Here is a 15,687-nt window from a genome sequence, read left to right on the forward strand (position 1 = left end):
CGCATGTGAACAGGTATCGATTCAGAGAGGAATGGTGGGCTTAACCGATGACGTATGAAATCATATTAGCCACCAGACATAATCCTGCATCTTGACGTTGCCTGGGTGTTTAACAGACGCTGTTTTCTTCTCGCTTTTCAGAAGTAGGTTGGCACCCTTGCTAACTATACCATTACTGTATTCTATATCTGGGACAAAGTAGATCCCTTCTTTCTTGTTTTGTCATTTCAATCACCTGAAATTCCATGGTTTTCATACATATTTAATCCACGTAAATAGGCCACCTTTGATAGTTCTATGCAGTTTTCAGGAACAAAAAGGCAATAATTACCTGAAACTTTCAGCATTTAATCTGATATAAGCACTGTCTGGCATCCTGGAAATACTCTCGCTCTTCTAAAGTTTAACCAATACGGCAATTATTGTCGTGATTGATCGGATATTGCATTAGATACTGACAAAATATGCCTGTATATCCACGGATATATACCCTGTTCGCATTGATAAATGCGGTAAAAAAAACAATTTTAAATGACAGAGGGTATTGAGTAAGAAAGGAATACTATGAACGAATGTGATGATTTTGTTCGGAAAACCGCAAATTACCGTATCTGGGTAGATGAGACGGGGGTGGGGTACATTCGGGTACTGAAGAGGATAAACTTCAAGACTCTTGTATCTCTCTTTGAGGAGCTTCACAGCGAGATAAAAAAAAGAATTGCAGGAAATCCTGGAAAGATCCATATCGTTTTTTATATATCGAAATCTCTCTATGACGAGATGTCTGTCAATGCTAAAGAATTCCTGGGATTCTGCCAATCCTGCATGGGCATCGAGTTTGAGCTTATTTTAATAGAGATGTAAAAAACAGAATAATTATGGCAATTATTTCTTCATTCACTCCTTTTTCCTAACCAATACACCAAAAAACGCCTCTTTACGCAGATTAAATACCCATGTCGTTATTGTAGCATCTGGTGATTCAAAATGAATCCAGATAAAATACAAAGAAGGGATCGACTTTGTCGATAGAACAGATGTAGAACAAACAATGAATAAAGGGGTGTATTAAATGGCCCGGGAAATAAGTGCGCCAAATATACTTGACGGCGTTGTTACAGAGATCGGTCGTTCAGGAAATGTTGCCAACATCGCAGTAGATGTGGGAAATGGAAATTACTTCTATTCCTTTATCAACCGCGATGCATTCGGCAGGCTTGACCTCAGAAAGGACGATCATGTCAAGGTCATCTTCCCGATCACCAACGTAGTGCTCACGCCTGCTGAATCAAAGTACACATTCAGTTCCCCAAACTTCCTTCAAGGGGTAGAAAGCCGTTTTACAGCTCGGGCAACTATCGGAACAGGGGGAGAGAAAACGATCTCTTCCCCTGTCGAGCTATTTGTTCCGGATGTATCAGTGAGCTTCTCAGAATCTAAAGAAAAATAGAACACCTCTTGGTTGGGGAGCTGGGTTAGTAAATAATAGAATGGACATGCAGGATTTACTCAATGCAGCACGAGCAGGTTGGGGAGCTGAGTTAGTAAATAATAGAATCTCGGGAGCTAAAGGAAAGCTCCCGATTTAATTTTTTACTAGGGAGGAACATGTTTTTTAACTCAGGAAAATTGAATTCCAATGACGTGTCTGGACACCGATTTCATAATAGACCTGCTGCGCTGAAAAACTGCGGCTAAGACAATTTCCCAGTCAATTTTTGCCGCAATTATTCGGTTTTTGTAATCACTTTAACAATTATCGCCTGTTTCTCTGCATATTTATATGTATCTGCCCATTTGCAGTTGCTTATTTGTCATAAACAGGAGGATTAAAATGAATTTAAGAAGGGATCGTCTTTGCCGTCGCCGGATTCGATGACAGCAATTTAATGAATAGACATAGAAAACACAGTGCAGAGTATCTACATATCCGGGATTTCCTGCAAAAGCAGAAGAGCATTTTAAGAAATTTGAGGTGGAATTAATGAAAGGAAAATTTATTGTTATTATTCTGATTACAGTTCTAATCGGTGCATTATTCTCAGGATGCATCGATAAACCTAAGACCGAAGTTCAGTCCACGACTACCAGTGCTATCACCTCAACGGAACTTGAAGGCACAATAACCCTATCAGGCGCCTGGGCACTGTACCCCATGGCTGTGCGCTGGGGCGAGGAATTCCAGAAGCTTCACCCCAACGTGAGAGTTGAGGTCTCAGCAGGTGGTGCTGGCAAGGGCATGGCAGATGCCATAGGTGGGCTTGTTGATATAGGCATGGTCTCCAGGGCTATTGATCCCTCAGAGATCGAGAAGGGCGCATACCCGATCGCAGTAGCAAAAGATGCAGTTGTGCCTGTTATCAACGCTAAGAATCCAGTGCTTAACGATATCCTGAGCAAAGGCATCAAGAGAAAGACCTTCGAGGACATATATATCAACGGGACCGTAAAAACATGGGGCGAAGTCGTGGGGAGACCTGAGATAAAAGATGAGATACATGTATATACCAGAAGCGATGCTGCTGGCGCGCCTGAGGTATGGGCTAAGTACCTGGGCAAGAAACAGGAGAACCTCAAAGGGATAGGCGTGTATGGCGATCCGGGGCTGCTTGCTGCTGTGCAGAAGGACCCCTTGGGTATCGGATTCAATAACTATAACTATGTCATGGACATGAAGACAGGCTTCCCTGTGCCAGGTGTGCAGGTGGCACCATTCGATGTGAATGAGAACGGTATCGTAGATCCTGATGAGGATATCGGCACCAGGGCAAAGGTCATTGAGAGCATAAAGAAAGAAGTGTTCCCACACCCGCCTGCGAGAGTTGAATATTTCGTTACAAAAGGCAAGCCTGCAGGTTTAACAGCAGAGTTCATTAAATATGCTCTAACAGACGGTCAGAAGTTTCTGGACGAGGTAGGATATATCGAACTGCCAGAAGAAACACTTGAGGGCGAGTTGAGGAAGCTGGAATAGTATGCGCGTAAGACAGCTAAAGGATTTACTTGCAGGCAGGCTCATGATAGCTTTTGCTATTTTTTCAAGCCTGCTTGTATTTTTAATAGCCATCGCACTTTATTGGAGGTCAAAACCGATTCTTGAGGCAAAGTCATTGAGCGATCTTCTGCTCGGGAGCACATGGCTGCCTTTTCAGGGTGAGTTCGGTTTCTACCCTTTCATCCTGGGCACGCTCTACGTTACCATTCTTGCTATGATATTTGCCGTACCCCTCTCCATTCTCAGTGCAATTTATCTCGCGGAATATGCACACGAGAATCTAAGGGAAAAGGTTCTGCCGTTAATAGACCTTCTTGCAGGCATACCTCCTGTTGTGTATGGAGTTTTCGGTGTACTTGCCATAGTGCCTCTGGTTGAATATATTGCACCTGTGATTGGAAAGCTCGGGATACCTTTTCTGAGAGCGGAGAGCTACTCCACAGGCTTCAGTTTGCTTGCAGGTGGAATAGTGCTTGCAATCATGGTGTTTCCCATTATCATTTCAATCTCTCATGAGGTTTTCAGGGCAGTGCCCTCTGAGATAAGGGATGCCTCGCTGTCGCTGGGTGCGACGAAATGGCAGACCATAAAACATGCGGTTATAAGGACGGCTTTGCCAGGCATAGCTGCCGCAATAATCCTCGGCTTCTCCCGCGCATTTGGTGAGACTATGGCTGTTCTCATGGTGGTTGGAAATGTGCCCTCTGTGCCTAAATCTGTATTCGACCCTGCATATCCTATGCCTGCGCTCATTGCAAATAACTACGGTGAGATGATGTCCATACCGTTATACGATTCTGCGCTGCTGCTTGCTGCACTTATACTTATGCTCGTGATTCTTTTATTCACCCTTGCGGCACGGCTGGTATTGATACGTATTGAGAGGAGTATGGCTCATGGATAAATTGCGTGAAGAAAAGCTCTTCAAGAGCTTAATGCTTGCATCCCTTGCTATTGTTGTGGGCAGCCTTTTCCTGGTAATTGCCGTGGTAGTCTGGAACGGCGCACCCTCGCTCTCTTTATCCATGATTACCCAGACTCCAAAAGGAGGATACTATCTAGGAAAAGAAGGCGGGATACTTAACGCAATCGTAGGTTCCCTGTACTTAGCGTTCGGAAGCATGCTTCTTGCCATAATGATAAGCCTTCCAGTGGCATTATCGCTGCAAAAAGATTATATCGGGAAAACAAAGGCTGCATACTATATCAGACTTTCTCTGGATGTGCTCTGGGGGACGCCATCTATCGTATATGGAGCCTTCGGCTTCATTGTCATGCTCTACCTTGGCATGAGAGCCTCACTTCTCGGCGGGATTATCGTGCTGACGCTGCTCCAGTTGCCTATTATGATCCGCGCTATGGAGGAGGTAGTAAAACTGGTGCCTGAGGAATTGAAGGAGGCATCGTATACACTGGGAGCAACGAAGCTTGAGACAACGCTCGGAGTCGTGGTGAAGCAGGCTTTACCAGGCATTGTTACCGCGGCGCTTCTTGCCTTCGGGCGAGGCATAGGGGATGCAGCCTCAATCCTGTTCACAGCAGGTTACACAGATAGTTTGCCTCGTTCACTCTTTGACCCTGTGGCTTCTTTACCTCTTGCTGTTTTTTTCCAGCTTGGCACGCCATTTCCTGAGGTGCAGCAGCGTGCATACGCCAGCGCGCTGATACTTCTGATAATCGTGCTGGCGCTCAGTATAACCTCACGGTATTTATCAAAAAGATTTATGAAGAACATTATAAGGTGATCAGATGGAAAACTTAAGTTTAAAAAATCATATCAGTATCCAGGATCTCAATGCATTTTACAGCGGCCATCATGCACTTCGGGACATAACTGTTGAGATCCCACAGAAGCAGATAACAGCCATCATAGGACCTAGTGGATGCGGTAAAAGCACGTTTCTTAAATGCTTCAACAGGCTCATTGACCTGACAGATGGAGCAAGAGCTTCAGGTAAAATAATCGTAGGTGGTATAGATGTGCTTGACGGCAGCATTGATATCACCGATGTAAGGCGCAGGATGGGTTTACTGCCGCAGAAGCCCAATCCCCTTCCAATGTCGATCTATGATAACGTGACTTACGGGCCCAGGATACACGGCATTAAGGATAAAAAGAGGCTTGATGGGATCGTGGAGAAATACCTGAAAATAGCAGGTCTATGGGATGAGGTGAAAGACCGATTAAAGTCACCTGCTTCAAAACTCTCCATAGGCCAGCAGCAGAGGCTCTGCCTTGCAAGAGGACTGGCAGTCGAACCAGAGATAATCCTGTGCGATGAGCCGACATCCGCCCTTGATCCGCTCTCAGCGCAGCACATCGAGCAGCAGCTCCTTAAACTCAAGAACGATTACACGATTGTAATAGTCACCCACAACATACATCAGGCGATGAGGCTTGCCGACTATGTAGTTCATCTCTACCTTGGCGAGCTTGTGGAGTACGGCCCTGCAAGTGAGGTGTTCAAGAACCCGAAGGAGGAGAGGACGCGCGCTTATATTAACGGCACTTTCCTTGCTGATCTGAAAACTGATGCAGAAATTAATCTAAAAGGAAATGTGTGCCCCTATAACTTTATGTACGCAAAACAGGCATTACATGATCTTTCGAATGGGAAACTCCTGAAGGTGGTTGTGGATTACCCGACTGCTGTAACCGAGGTGCCAAGAGGCATGGAAGCAGATGGACATAAGGTATTGAGTGTGAAACAGATAAATAAGACTGATTGGGAAATCGTGATACAGAAGTAAGAATAAAAAACGTTATCAAGATTTAAATAAACTCAGCACTACTGCTGGCCCTTACAGCCATGATCTGGCCATCATATCCATTGATCTCTATGGCCTCGCGTCCGCCCCTTATCTCCCATACAGGAATATAGATAAGTTCCATCTTTATGTTTATATCCTGGAGATCAGGCGTAAATACCTTTTGTTCGAACACTATAGTATCCCCGATCATTTCATTCAGCCTTACTTCCTTTGTATGCTCCCTGATAATGGAATCGGTAATTCTACTTAGAGCATCTTTTTTCTCAACCTTCGGCTGTTTTATCTCATAGTTCTGGGTCGGCACAAAGATATTATCCTGAATACCATTGTATTTATTAAAAGAATTCTCGCCTGTTATTGCATTAATATAACCTTCATCATCGCCTGTCAGATCTATCACTCTGGATTTGAACTTTTTTTGAGTACTGAAATGATATCTATAATACCATATGGGGATAAATTTCAACTGCTGGTACTTCACCTTACCGATTTTTGATTCGGCCAGGGATAAAGCTTCTGATTTCTCAATATTCACCGCAACTGAGCGCAGTGATATCCTGGTGGTCTTCTCATACTTCTTTTTAGGTTGCTCTCTGGGAGATGGGGGCTGCATATCATACTGCATATTATTCTCTTTTTTTATCTGTCCTTTCTCTCCGTATTCTCCAAGGGCACCTGATAGAACTGCCCTGCCTATCCTGGATTCAAGCTCATCTTTATCCCAGAGTGTTACACCCTCATCAAGAGCAAAAGATCGGGTTCTCTCATCGAAAAACTCAGAGATCAGTACGCTTTTGCCGCCATATCTTTGCACATTGTGTGAGAAATATCTTATACTGTTTAAATTGGTTTGAGGCTCAAATTTAATAAATAGATGATCTGAATCTTTTTCGGCAAGCAGATCACAGATATCAGAAGAACTTATACTATAATCATAGTATGCGAAGATCTTCCTCAGGATATCTATTACTACCTGTTTATTCATGGATACTACACCTCTCACCTGATTAAAATACTTTATCTTTTAGACCAAGAGATACTCGCTCTGATCAGGCATGCGGTAACTATTTATCACGCATTGTAACTATAAGAATCAAGATGACCGATACCATGTTCATTATCTCAAGAATTGAAAGTATGATGTATGAGGTGACATTCGATCCTGTTCAGCGCAAAGGGAAAATAATAGCCAATATATCAATCATAAATGAGGCCGATATCCAGAAGGTTCTTGACCTGATCAGGCAGGCTGTGCATAGCGGTCTATCAGTCAGTCCCTATATTAAAATAATCCAGCCAGATGAAAAAATCGGGGATATAAAGATCGAGAAGGGAAAAATAGGTATAGCTACAGCCTGCAGCATCACTATAGATGGTGTATTGCTAAAATCCGGGATACCTGTTAAACCCAAATTTGGAGGGGTGGTGGAAATCCATGACGGCTCACCTCTAAGATTTACCGATATATTAACGTATGACAGTACGACCATCGATCCTCTGGACGTATTGATGTCACAGGAGCTCACATCATTAACTGAGATGATCAACACCGGCTCAGGGAAGATACTGGCGAACCTGCGGGAAGTTCCCATGGCGGCACGGGACAGGATAGAGCAGATACTTGATTCACTCGTTGAGGCCGGGTTCTCATGTATTCTGGAGGTCGGAGAACCTAACAGTGATATACTGGGTGTACAGGTAGGCAGGGATAAGATCGGGATTGCTGTTATCGGAGGTACCAATCCCATGGCCCTTATACAGGAGCATGGTATTGATATAAATACACAGGAATTATCAATACTTTTTGATATTGAGGAAATGGCCCATATCGATGAGATAAGATCGAATCCTTAAACACTCAGAATCAGAATTTCCATGCCAGGGTTATACCGTCACGGATCGGAAGCATGACGGTCTCCACGCGTTTATCACTATATACATGCTCATTGAATTCTACAATCGCTCTATCAGTTTCATCCCTCGGATCAAGAACACTGCCGCCCCAGAGTACGTTATCAGCAACCAGCAGACCGCCTGAGCGCATCCTGGGAACACATAATTCCCAGTAATTAATATAATTTACCTTATCAGCATCTATGAATACCATATCAAAGGGGCCTTCAATGGTCTTGAGCGTATCAAGCGCATGGCCAAGCCTCAGTTCAATCTTCTTCCCGTGCGGACTCTGGCTCCAGTAACGCTGTGCTATCTGTGTTACCTCTGGATCGATATCGCACGTAATCAGTTCTCCATCCTCTGGTAACGCCTCTGCCATAACGAGTGAGCTATACCCTGTAAATGTTCCAATCTCAAGAATACGCTTTGCTCCCTGGAGGCGGACAAGCATTCTCAGAAATGCACCCTCAAGATGTCCAACCTGCATCTCTGGAAATGCTGTCCTGGCATAGGTCTCAACTACAAGCTCACGCAAAAGATGCGATTCCGGGGTTGTGTTATCTCTACAGTAGCGCTCAATCTTCTCAGGTACAATTCTATCCATGCCATTATCCATATAATTCTACACCAGCTCCTCTGCCTGCTTTAGCATCTCATCCATGATCCCAAGTCCCTCAAGCCAGAAATCCGGATTATCCAGTCGTATTCCAAAATCATCAAGCAATCGTGCTGGTGAATCCCTCCCGCCAGAAGCAAGTAGCTTCAAATATTCAGGAACAAATCCCCCTCCCTCTTCAGTGAACATCTTATAAAGAGAAAGCACAAGCAGCTCGCCAAAAGCATAGGCATATACATACCCCGGGGCCTCAAGAAAATGGGGAATATAGCTCCACCAGACCGTGTAGTTCTCAGTAAGGGTGATCGAGTCCCCGAACATCTCTTTCTGGGTTTTTATCCACAGTTCGCCAAACCTCTCACGTGACAGCTCACCTCTGCTTCGCCTTTCATTATGTATGGCATCCTCGAATCGGTTCATGGCTATCTGCCTGAATACTGTTGCGAACATCTCCTCCAGTTTATTGCACAGCAGGCCCAGTTTCTCATCCCTGCCCTCTGCCCCGTCCAGCAGTGACCTGAACACCAGCATCTCCCCGAACACCGATGCCGTCTCTGCCATGACAAGGGGTGTCTTGCTGTTAAAGTAGCCCTGCTGCCTGCCTGCAAGATACTGATGTACACCGTGCCCAAGTTCATGTGCTGTGGTCTGCACATCCCGATTTTTTCCTGTGTAATTCACCATAACATAAGGATGTACATCCGGTGTGCACGGGTCAGAGAAGGCACCGCCCCTTTTGCCAGGCATAACAGGGGCATGGATCCATCTTCCATCAAAGAACATCCGGGCGATATCCTTCATCACGGGGGAAAAATCATTGTACGCAGAGAGAACAATGTCCCTGCATTCGCCCCATGGAACCACCTTATCCGAAGAGACAGGAAGAGGAGCGTACCTGTCGTAATCGAACAGTTCATCAAGTCCCAGCAGCCTTTTTTTCAATCCGTAATACCTCTGCGGGATATCGTACCTGCTCCTGACCGCATCTACCAGCGCCAGCTCAACTTTTTCATCTATCTCGTTGTCAAGGTTCATGGAGCTAATCCAGTCAGGATATTTCCGCAGCCTGTCCATGATCATCTTATCTGCAAGAATGATGTTGAAGATATGGGTCAGTACATGAAGTTGAGCAGATAATCCCTCGGTGAACTCACAGGAGGCATTTATCCGCACCTGACGGTCGGGATTATAGAGATCTGACAGCACCTCCTCCTCTGTCCTGCCCGCTCGCCCGAACTTCATCCGGGAGAGCAATTTCTCAAAGAGTTTATTCCAGCTACTTGACCCGACAGGTGATATCTCTGCCAGAAGTTTTTCCTCTATCTCGGTCAACTGGTGGGGACGGTATTCCCTGATCTTTTTCATATAATGCCTGTATTTGCTGATTTCAGGGCTTTCAAGAAGTGGCTGCGCGATACTCTCATCCAGAGAAGCCCATTCTATATCAAAGAAAACAAGATCTCTCTGGAACTGACTGGCAGTCTCATGGAATCTCTGCAGGAATGCGCCTGACTCAGGGTTATCAGACTGTGTGACAAAATTCAGGTATGCTAATGAGCCGATACGTTCTGTTCTTTGGTTTATCTCTTCCAGTTCTGTGACTGAATCCAAAAGTTCGGCCGGAGATATGTCCTTTATCTTTCCTCTGTATTTTATTGAAAATGCGGTGATTCTATTCCTGATATCTTCTGTATCCTTTTTGATGTTCTCATCATTGATGCCCTTATAGAGATGGGTTAAATCCCAGATTACATCCTCACTGCCCAGTTTATTTCTCATATCTGATGAGTTGGGATTAATATCTATTAAGGATTACTTTCATGCCATCTGCTGCCGTGTGAATTACCACTGGTTTTATATAATTTGCTGAATTTCATGATAATGGTTATTATTACTATTAGTATTATTATTTGCATGCATAAATTTATAAGCTGCAGGGATGTACATATGTACCATACAGATAGATCGTATATATTTACCGGGCAGGGGGTGAGAGTGGTTTTAGGGGGGTGGGAGTGGCCCTACCCTGCTAATTTCTAAACTCCCTTCTGGCGCGCATCAGATCCCCTATCTTTGTGGAGGTCAGAAGCTCAAAGACGATCAGCAATAAAAACAGAATAAAGAGATTGAAAGCAACATTGCCAGCATCTTTATTCAGGGCTATAAGAGCCACTATGAGCGGAGCCGCAAGTGTCCCGATTACACCCGAAACATGCATGATTGCCCTGTTCCTGCCTCTGGCTTTCAGATATGAGAAGTAATCTATCTTCAGGGTGGGCTCAACCCGCGCCGGGCCGTTGAGGTAGTAGTGAGTGAACCTGATCCCGAGCAAATTACCCGTGATATAGTGCGAGAGCGGATGCAGCGTCGCGGTCAGTATAAGAGCACTTATATAGAGCGCCAGGTCAGATTCTATCTGAAAAGCCAGAAGTAGGGCTGCTATTGTGATTACGATCTCAAGCAGGTTCCCGACAGGGACGCTGAGTGTGAAAGATACCTTCTCCCTGAACCTTTTCTGGTTTATATTTGCTATTAATTTCAGTACCTCATCATCTTTGATTTTATCTTTTTTCACCTGGTTGATGATACTCCAGAAGGCCCTTCCATTGTAACTGGTCTCGATCTGCCTGAGGCGCTCTTTTAATTCTTCGTGCATGCTATCGTACCACAGTTATGACAATATCTTTGTTCTCAAGGACCCTGCCATCATGGATTACCTGGGCACGGGCCTTGTATATTACCTCTTCACCCGCTGCCAGATTTGCCCTGATATCCACAATCTTGAATCCAGAATCCTCACCAGGACGCAGGCTTCCAATGCTATAATTTTCAGGATTAAACTTGAGATATGGTTTATCTGATGAGTTTATGTTAAAACGAATGACTGCATAGATACCGGATTCACCTGAATTGTTAACACGCACTTTTATCTGCTTTGTCTCGCCGTTTTTAATTTTGATGCTTGAAGGTTCAATATCAAATATTATATCTTTCTTAGAAACCGTGTTTTTCTCAGATAAGCACCCTGCAAAAAGTGCTGATACTATAAGAACTGCAACAATTATTATCTTCATATTATCAATGCTTGATAATAACGTTATTATTATTAAAAAGTATTGTTATTTCATTCTTCTCAGGGTCGTCTCAGGTGTTCGCATGTTCCAGCCACTATTTTCTCAAGCTTTCCTTCGCCGGTTTCCAGTATCAGTGCGCCTTCGCTGTCCACTCCGACCGCTTCACCATATATCGTCCTTGTCCTGGTTGTGATCTTTACCCATTCTCCTATAGTAGCCGACATATCCCTCCACTCATCCAGTATGGATGAGAAATCATCCCTCTGGAACTTCAAATAAAGAGCCTCGAACTCTTCAATCAATCTCTGCACGAACCCGGCACGATCTACCTCGTGTCCCAGTTCTTTTTTCAGGGATGTAGAACTTTCTCGGACTTCCTCAGGGAATGATTCTGTATCCACGTTGGCATCTATACCTATACCCACTATGCAGTAATCTATAACATCAATCTCTGCCTCAATCTCGGTGAGGATTCCGCATACCTTCTTCCCATTGATAAGCACATCATTAGGCCATTTTATACCTGCCAGAAGGCCGTAGCTGCGGATTGTTTTTGCAACAGAGACCCCGGCCAGGAGCGTGATCCTTGATGCATATAGCGGCTGTATCCTGGGCTTCAGGATCAGGGAAAGCCATATGCCGCCCTCCGGGGATATCCACTTCCTCCCCATGCGTCCCCGCCCTCCTGTCTGGGATTCGGCTATAATAACAGTCCCTTCTTCAACCGAGCCTGCTACCTCCCTGGCTATGGTATTGGTGCTTTCGATCTCATTAAAGTACTGGATATTTTTTCCGATTATACTGGTTTTAAGCCCTGCCTTAATCCCGGCCGGGGACAATCTGTCAGGAGAGCTCACAAGTGAATATCCAATATTGGGGGATGATTCGATCATGTATCCCTCATCCCTCAATGCTTTGATATGTTTCCAGATAGCTGCCCTTGATACTTCAAGTTCACTGGCAAGTATTTCACCCGAGACAGGGCCTTTAGCTGTGATAAGTCTCTCAAGTATCTTCTCTTTTATGTTCATCTTGTTCCCTTCTGTATATATGCCCCGACCGCAGCAGTTATTGCCGCCACTTTCTTATCCTCAGCTCCCAGGGCAGAGGCAAGTGTGGCGCCTTTCTCCTTTTCAGCCTCAACTATTTTCTCGACCTCAGAGATGATATTGTGATCCTCTATGAAATGTGTTGTCAGCTCACCCCGCCTGAAGTATTCGTTATTCATCACAGCCTTGTGGAAAGGTATGTTCGTAGTTACCCCGACTATAATATACTCGTACAGGGCCCGCTTCATCCGCTCGATGGCCTCATTCCTGTCCCTTCCCCAGACCGTGAGCTTTGAGATCAGTGAATCATAGAACGGCGTTATGGTGTATCCTGTGTGCACGCCGCTGTCCACTCGCACGCCAGGGCCGCCTGATGATCTGTATCTTCTGAGCTTTCCTGGCGATGGTGTAAAATTATTCAGAGGGTCTTCTGCATTCAACCTGCATTCGATTGCCCACCCCCTCTGCTGAATATCCTCCTGCTTGTAGCTTAATTCTTCATCTGATGCAATCCTCAGTTGCTCTTTTGCAAGATCCACTCCTGTTACCACTTCTGTTATCGGGTGCTCCACCTGCAGGCGTGTGTTCATCTCAAGGAAATAGTAATCTCCCTGTGAGTAAAGGAACTCCACGGTGCCTGCGTTGGTATAATTGATCGCTGCTGCCGCCTTTACCGCATCAGTACCCATCCTTTCTCTTAATTCATGCGTCATGACAGGAGAAGGCGATTCTTCGATCAATTTCTGGTGTCTTCGCTGGATAGAGCATTCGCGGTCCCCTACATGGATGGTATTGCCAAAGGAATCAGCAAGTATCTGAAATTCAATATGGCGCGGCTCTTCAAGGTATTTTTCTATGAACACTGTGGCATCTCCGAATGCTGATTTTGCCACCCTCTGTGTGGATTCTATTGTCGGGATGATCTCATCATTTTTCCGTACCACTTTCATCCCGATGCCTCCTCCGCCTGCAGATGCTTTGATTATCACAGGATAACCTATACTCTCTGCGATATCAAAAGCCACATCAGGATCACTTATTCCCCCATCACTTCCGGGTATGACAGGAATTCCAGCAGCCGCCATTATCTTTTTTGCTGCAATCTTACTGCCCACGCTCTCAATGGCCTGACTTGTAGGTCCTATGAACCTTATCCCCTCTTTGCTGCATCTATCTGCGAATTCAGGGTTCTCGGCAAGAAAACCGTATCCAGGATGGATGCCTTCAGCCCCTGTTCTATGCGCCACATCAAGTATATTGTCCATATTAAGATAGCTCTGGTTTGCAGGGGCAGGGCCTATGGGATAGGCCTCATCTGCATACTTTGCAAACAGCGCGTTTTTATCCACCTCTGAATATACAGCAACTGTCCTTATGTCAAGTTCCCTGCATGCACGCATGATGCGAATCGCGATTTCACCGCGGTTGGCGATCAGTACTTTCTTGAACATGTCTCACCCGATGATGAGCAGTGCATCTCCTGCGCTTACCGTACTGCCTTCTTTAATAAATATGTCCTTAACAGTACCTTCATGGGGAGCATGGATGTTGTTCTCCATCTTCATGGCCTCAAGAACCAGCACTACATCTCCCTTGCCTACAGAATCACCTTTTTTGACCTTTACCTTCAAAACCATGCCCTGCATGCTTGCGCAAATTGCGCCGTCCATATTTTCAGGACGTTGTGTTATCTCCTTGATCGCTACACCTGCGCCTCCGGCCGATACGATTCTCACATCGAATATATCACCGTCAACTTCGATCTTGAACTCGGTGGGCAGAGGAGCAGCTTTCTCATTGTCATTATTTTGTTTTGGAGCCAGAAGTGCTTCCTCTCTCGCTTCACCCCTTAAGAACCTGGGGGCTATTGCAGGGTACAGGGCATAGGTCAGGATGTCCTCTGGTTTTTTTACAATTCCAAGAGCATATGCTTCTTCTGTGACCTTATCAAGCTCAGGAGGCAAAAGATCAGCAGGCCGGCAGGTGATTGGTTGCTCATCACCAAGGATCTTCGTGATTAGCTCCCTGCTTATGGGCGCAGGCGTGCATCCGTACAGGCCTTTTACATAGTCCTTTGCCTCTTTTGGCACGACCTTGTAGCGCTCGCCCATCAGCACGTTCAGTACAGCCTGGGTACCCACGATCTGGCTTGTGGGTGTAACAAGCGGGGGATAGCCCAGCTCTTCTCTTACCTTCGGCATCTCAGCAAGAACTGCGTCGTATTTATCAAGCGCATTTTGCTCTTTTAATTGTGATACCAGGTTTGAGAGCATTCCACCCGGTATCTGGTATTTCAGAACATCTGTGTCTATCCTCTCTGATATGGGATCGAGGATACCCCGGTATTTCTCCTTGATCTCCTCAAAGTACTTCTTTATCTCGGTCAGAAGGGATAGGTCAAGATGTGTATCATAAGGCGTTCCCTGAAGCGCTGCCACAATTGTCTCTGTGGGCGGCTGCGACGTTCCCCATGCAAGAGGTGAGAAAGCGGTATCCAGTATATCAATCCCTGCCTGGCATGCAAAAAGGTAGCTCATTGGGGCCATCCCGCTTGTGCAGTGGCTGTGCAGGTCAACCGGGATGCTGATCTCTTTTTTCAGGGCCTTGGTCAGATCAAAGGCACACTGGGGTGAGATGAGCCCTGCCATGTCCTTTATGCAGAGCGAATCACAGCCCATCGCCTGAAGTTCCTTTGCCATCTTTACGTATAGTGGGATTGGGTGAACAGGACTGATGGTATAACATACTGTACCCTGGACATGGGCATCCATGCGCTTTGCGGTCTTGATCGCCACCTCCATGTTCCTTATATCGTTAACAGCATCAAAGATCCTGAAGATATCAACACCCGATTCTGCTGCATGTTCGACGAATTTGATTACAATATCATCCGAGTAATGCCTGTAACCCACAAGGTTCTGCCCGCGGAGCAGCATCTGAAGAGGTGTCTTCTTTACTGTTTTTTTAAGAGCCCGCAGTCTATCCCATGGGTCTTCGTTCAAATAACGTATCGATGAATCGAATGTTGCTCCACCCCATACCTCAAGCGAAAAGAATCCTGCCTCGTCCAGCTTTTCGGCAATGGGGAGCATATCCCGCGTTCGCATTCGTGTAGCTATGAGGGATTGATGTGCATCCCGCAGTGTTGTATCTGTGAGTTTTACTTGAGCCATGATTTCCAAGCCATATTTAGCAGTATAGTTATTTAATTTATGGTATTTTCTATAGTCAAGTGCTAAGATAATCGTAAATTGGTACGTTAACAATATCTTGTTCAAAAGCTGT

General features: G+C 45.3%; 15 protein-coding genes and 1 pseudogene. 8 read left to right on the forward strand and 8 right to left on the reverse strand.

All coding sequences use genetic code 11. The annotated features are described in order from the left end of the window. Positions 1-564: 564 nt before the first annotated feature. The 7 genes and pseudogenes from ANME2D_RS16515 (at position 565) to ANME2D_RS18760 (ending at position 5,746) form a co-directional block, all read left to right on the forward strand. Complete coding sequence (locus ANME2D_RS16515) at positions 565-864, forward strand: hypothetical protein (protein ID WP_048094105.1); 300 nt, start codon at positions 565-567, stop codon at positions 862-864. 208 nt (positions 865-1,072) lie between these two features. Next, on the forward strand, positions 1,073-1,450 hold the full coding sequence (locus tag ANME2D_RS16520) for a TOBE domain-containing protein (RefSeq protein WP_048094108.1): 378 nt from the start codon (positions 1,073-1,075) through the stop codon (positions 1,448-1,450). A 534-nt stretch (positions 1,451-1,984) separates the two neighbouring features. Further along, positions 1,985-2,974 (forward strand): PstS family phosphate ABC transporter substrate-binding protein, encoded by a 990-nt coding sequence (locus ANME2D_RS16525; RefSeq protein WP_052369016.1) that lies wholly within the window; start codon positions 1,985-1,987, stop codon positions 2,972-2,974. A gap of 1 nt (position 2,975) precedes the next feature. After that, a complete protein-coding gene (gene pstC / locus ANME2D_RS16530; RefSeq protein WP_048094110.1) occupies positions 2,976-3,899 on the forward strand; it encodes a phosphate ABC transporter permease subunit PstC in 924 nt (307 codons plus the stop codon). Next, positions 3,892-4,740, forward strand: a complete 849-nt coding sequence (pstA, locus tag ANME2D_RS16535) for a phosphate ABC transporter permease PstA (protein WP_048094112.1) — start codon at positions 3,892-3,894, stop codon at positions 4,738-4,740. Before pstC ends, pstA begins: the two co-directional genes overlap by 8 nt. 4 nt (positions 4,741-4,744) lie before the next feature. Further along, a pseudogene (pstB, locus tag ANME2D_RS16540) lies at positions 4,745-5,509 on the forward strand (phosphate ABC transporter ATP-binding protein PstB); the annotation flags it as partial. A gap of 27 nt (positions 5,510-5,536) precedes the next feature. Then, entirely contained in the window at positions 5,537-5,746 is a 210-nt protein-coding gene (locus tag ANME2D_RS18760) for a sulfurtransferase TusA family protein (RefSeq protein ID WP_277812958.1), read from the forward strand. 22 nt (positions 5,747-5,768) lie between these two features. Here ANME2D_RS18760 and ANME2D_RS16545 read toward each other — a convergent pair whose 3' ends face one another. Then, a complete protein-coding gene (locus ANME2D_RS16545) occupies positions 5,769-6,752 on the reverse strand; it encodes a hypothetical protein (protein ID WP_048094114.1) in 984 nt (327 codons plus the stop codon). A gap of 113 nt (positions 6,753-6,865) precedes the next feature. Between ANME2D_RS16545 and ANME2D_RS16550 the strand changes: the two genes are divergently transcribed. Next, positions 6,866-7,621: a DUF128 domain-containing protein gene (locus tag ANME2D_RS16550; RefSeq protein WP_048094116.1), complete on the forward strand. Its 756-nt coding sequence runs from the start codon at positions 6,866-6,868 to the stop codon at positions 7,619-7,621. Positions 7,622-7,631: 10 nt separating this feature from the next. Here the strand turns inward: ANME2D_RS16550 and ANME2D_RS16555 are convergent, their stop codons facing one another. From ANME2D_RS16555 to oadA, 7 genes are all read right to left on the reverse strand, one after another. Continuing rightward, a complete protein-coding gene (locus ANME2D_RS16555) occupies positions 7,632-8,267 on the reverse strand; it encodes an O-methyltransferase (protein ID WP_048094135.1) in 636 nt (211 codons plus the stop codon). 18 nt (positions 8,268-8,285) lie between these two features. Next, on the reverse strand, positions 8,286-10,058 hold the full coding sequence (locus ANME2D_RS16560; RefSeq protein WP_048094117.1) for a M3 family oligoendopeptidase: 1,773 nt from the start codon (positions 10,056-10,058) through the stop codon (positions 8,286-8,288). 250 nt (positions 10,059-10,308) lie between these two features. Continuing rightward, complete coding sequence (locus ANME2D_RS16565) at positions 10,309-10,935, reverse strand: hypothetical protein (RefSeq protein ID WP_048094118.1); 627 nt, start codon at positions 10,933-10,935, stop codon at positions 10,309-10,311. Position 10,936: 1 nt separating this feature from the next. After that, on the reverse strand, positions 10,937-11,353 hold the full coding sequence (locus tag ANME2D_RS16570) for a COG1470 family protein (RefSeq protein WP_048094120.1): 417 nt from the start codon (positions 11,351-11,353) through the stop codon (positions 10,937-10,939). A 59-nt stretch (positions 11,354-11,412) separates the two neighbouring features. Next, positions 11,413-12,384 (reverse strand): biotin--[acetyl-CoA-carboxylase] ligase, encoded by a 972-nt coding sequence (locus tag ANME2D_RS16575; RefSeq protein ID WP_048094122.1) that lies wholly within the window; start codon positions 12,382-12,384, stop codon positions 11,413-11,415. Further along, positions 12,381-13,853 carry an acetyl-CoA carboxylase biotin carboxylase subunit gene (locus ANME2D_RS16580; protein ID WP_048094124.1) on the reverse strand — a complete coding sequence of 491 codons (1,473 nt, stop codon included), beginning with the start codon at positions 13,851-13,853 and terminating at the stop codon, positions 12,381-12,383. The genes ANME2D_RS16575 and ANME2D_RS16580 overlap by 4 nt, the downstream gene beginning before the upstream one ends. A gap of 3 nt (positions 13,854-13,856) precedes the next feature. Beyond that, entirely contained in the window at positions 13,857-15,575 is a 1,719-nt protein-coding gene (oadA, locus tag ANME2D_RS16585) for a sodium-extruding oxaloacetate decarboxylase subunit alpha (protein ID WP_048094126.1), read from the reverse strand. Positions 15,576-15,687: the final 112 nt, after the last annotated feature.

Source organism: Candidatus Methanoperedens nitratireducens (assembly GCF_000685155.1).
In the GTDB taxonomy this organism is placed as follows: domain Archaea; phylum Halobacteriota; class Methanosarcinia; order Methanosarcinales; family Methanoperedenaceae; genus Methanoperedens; species Methanoperedens nitratireducens.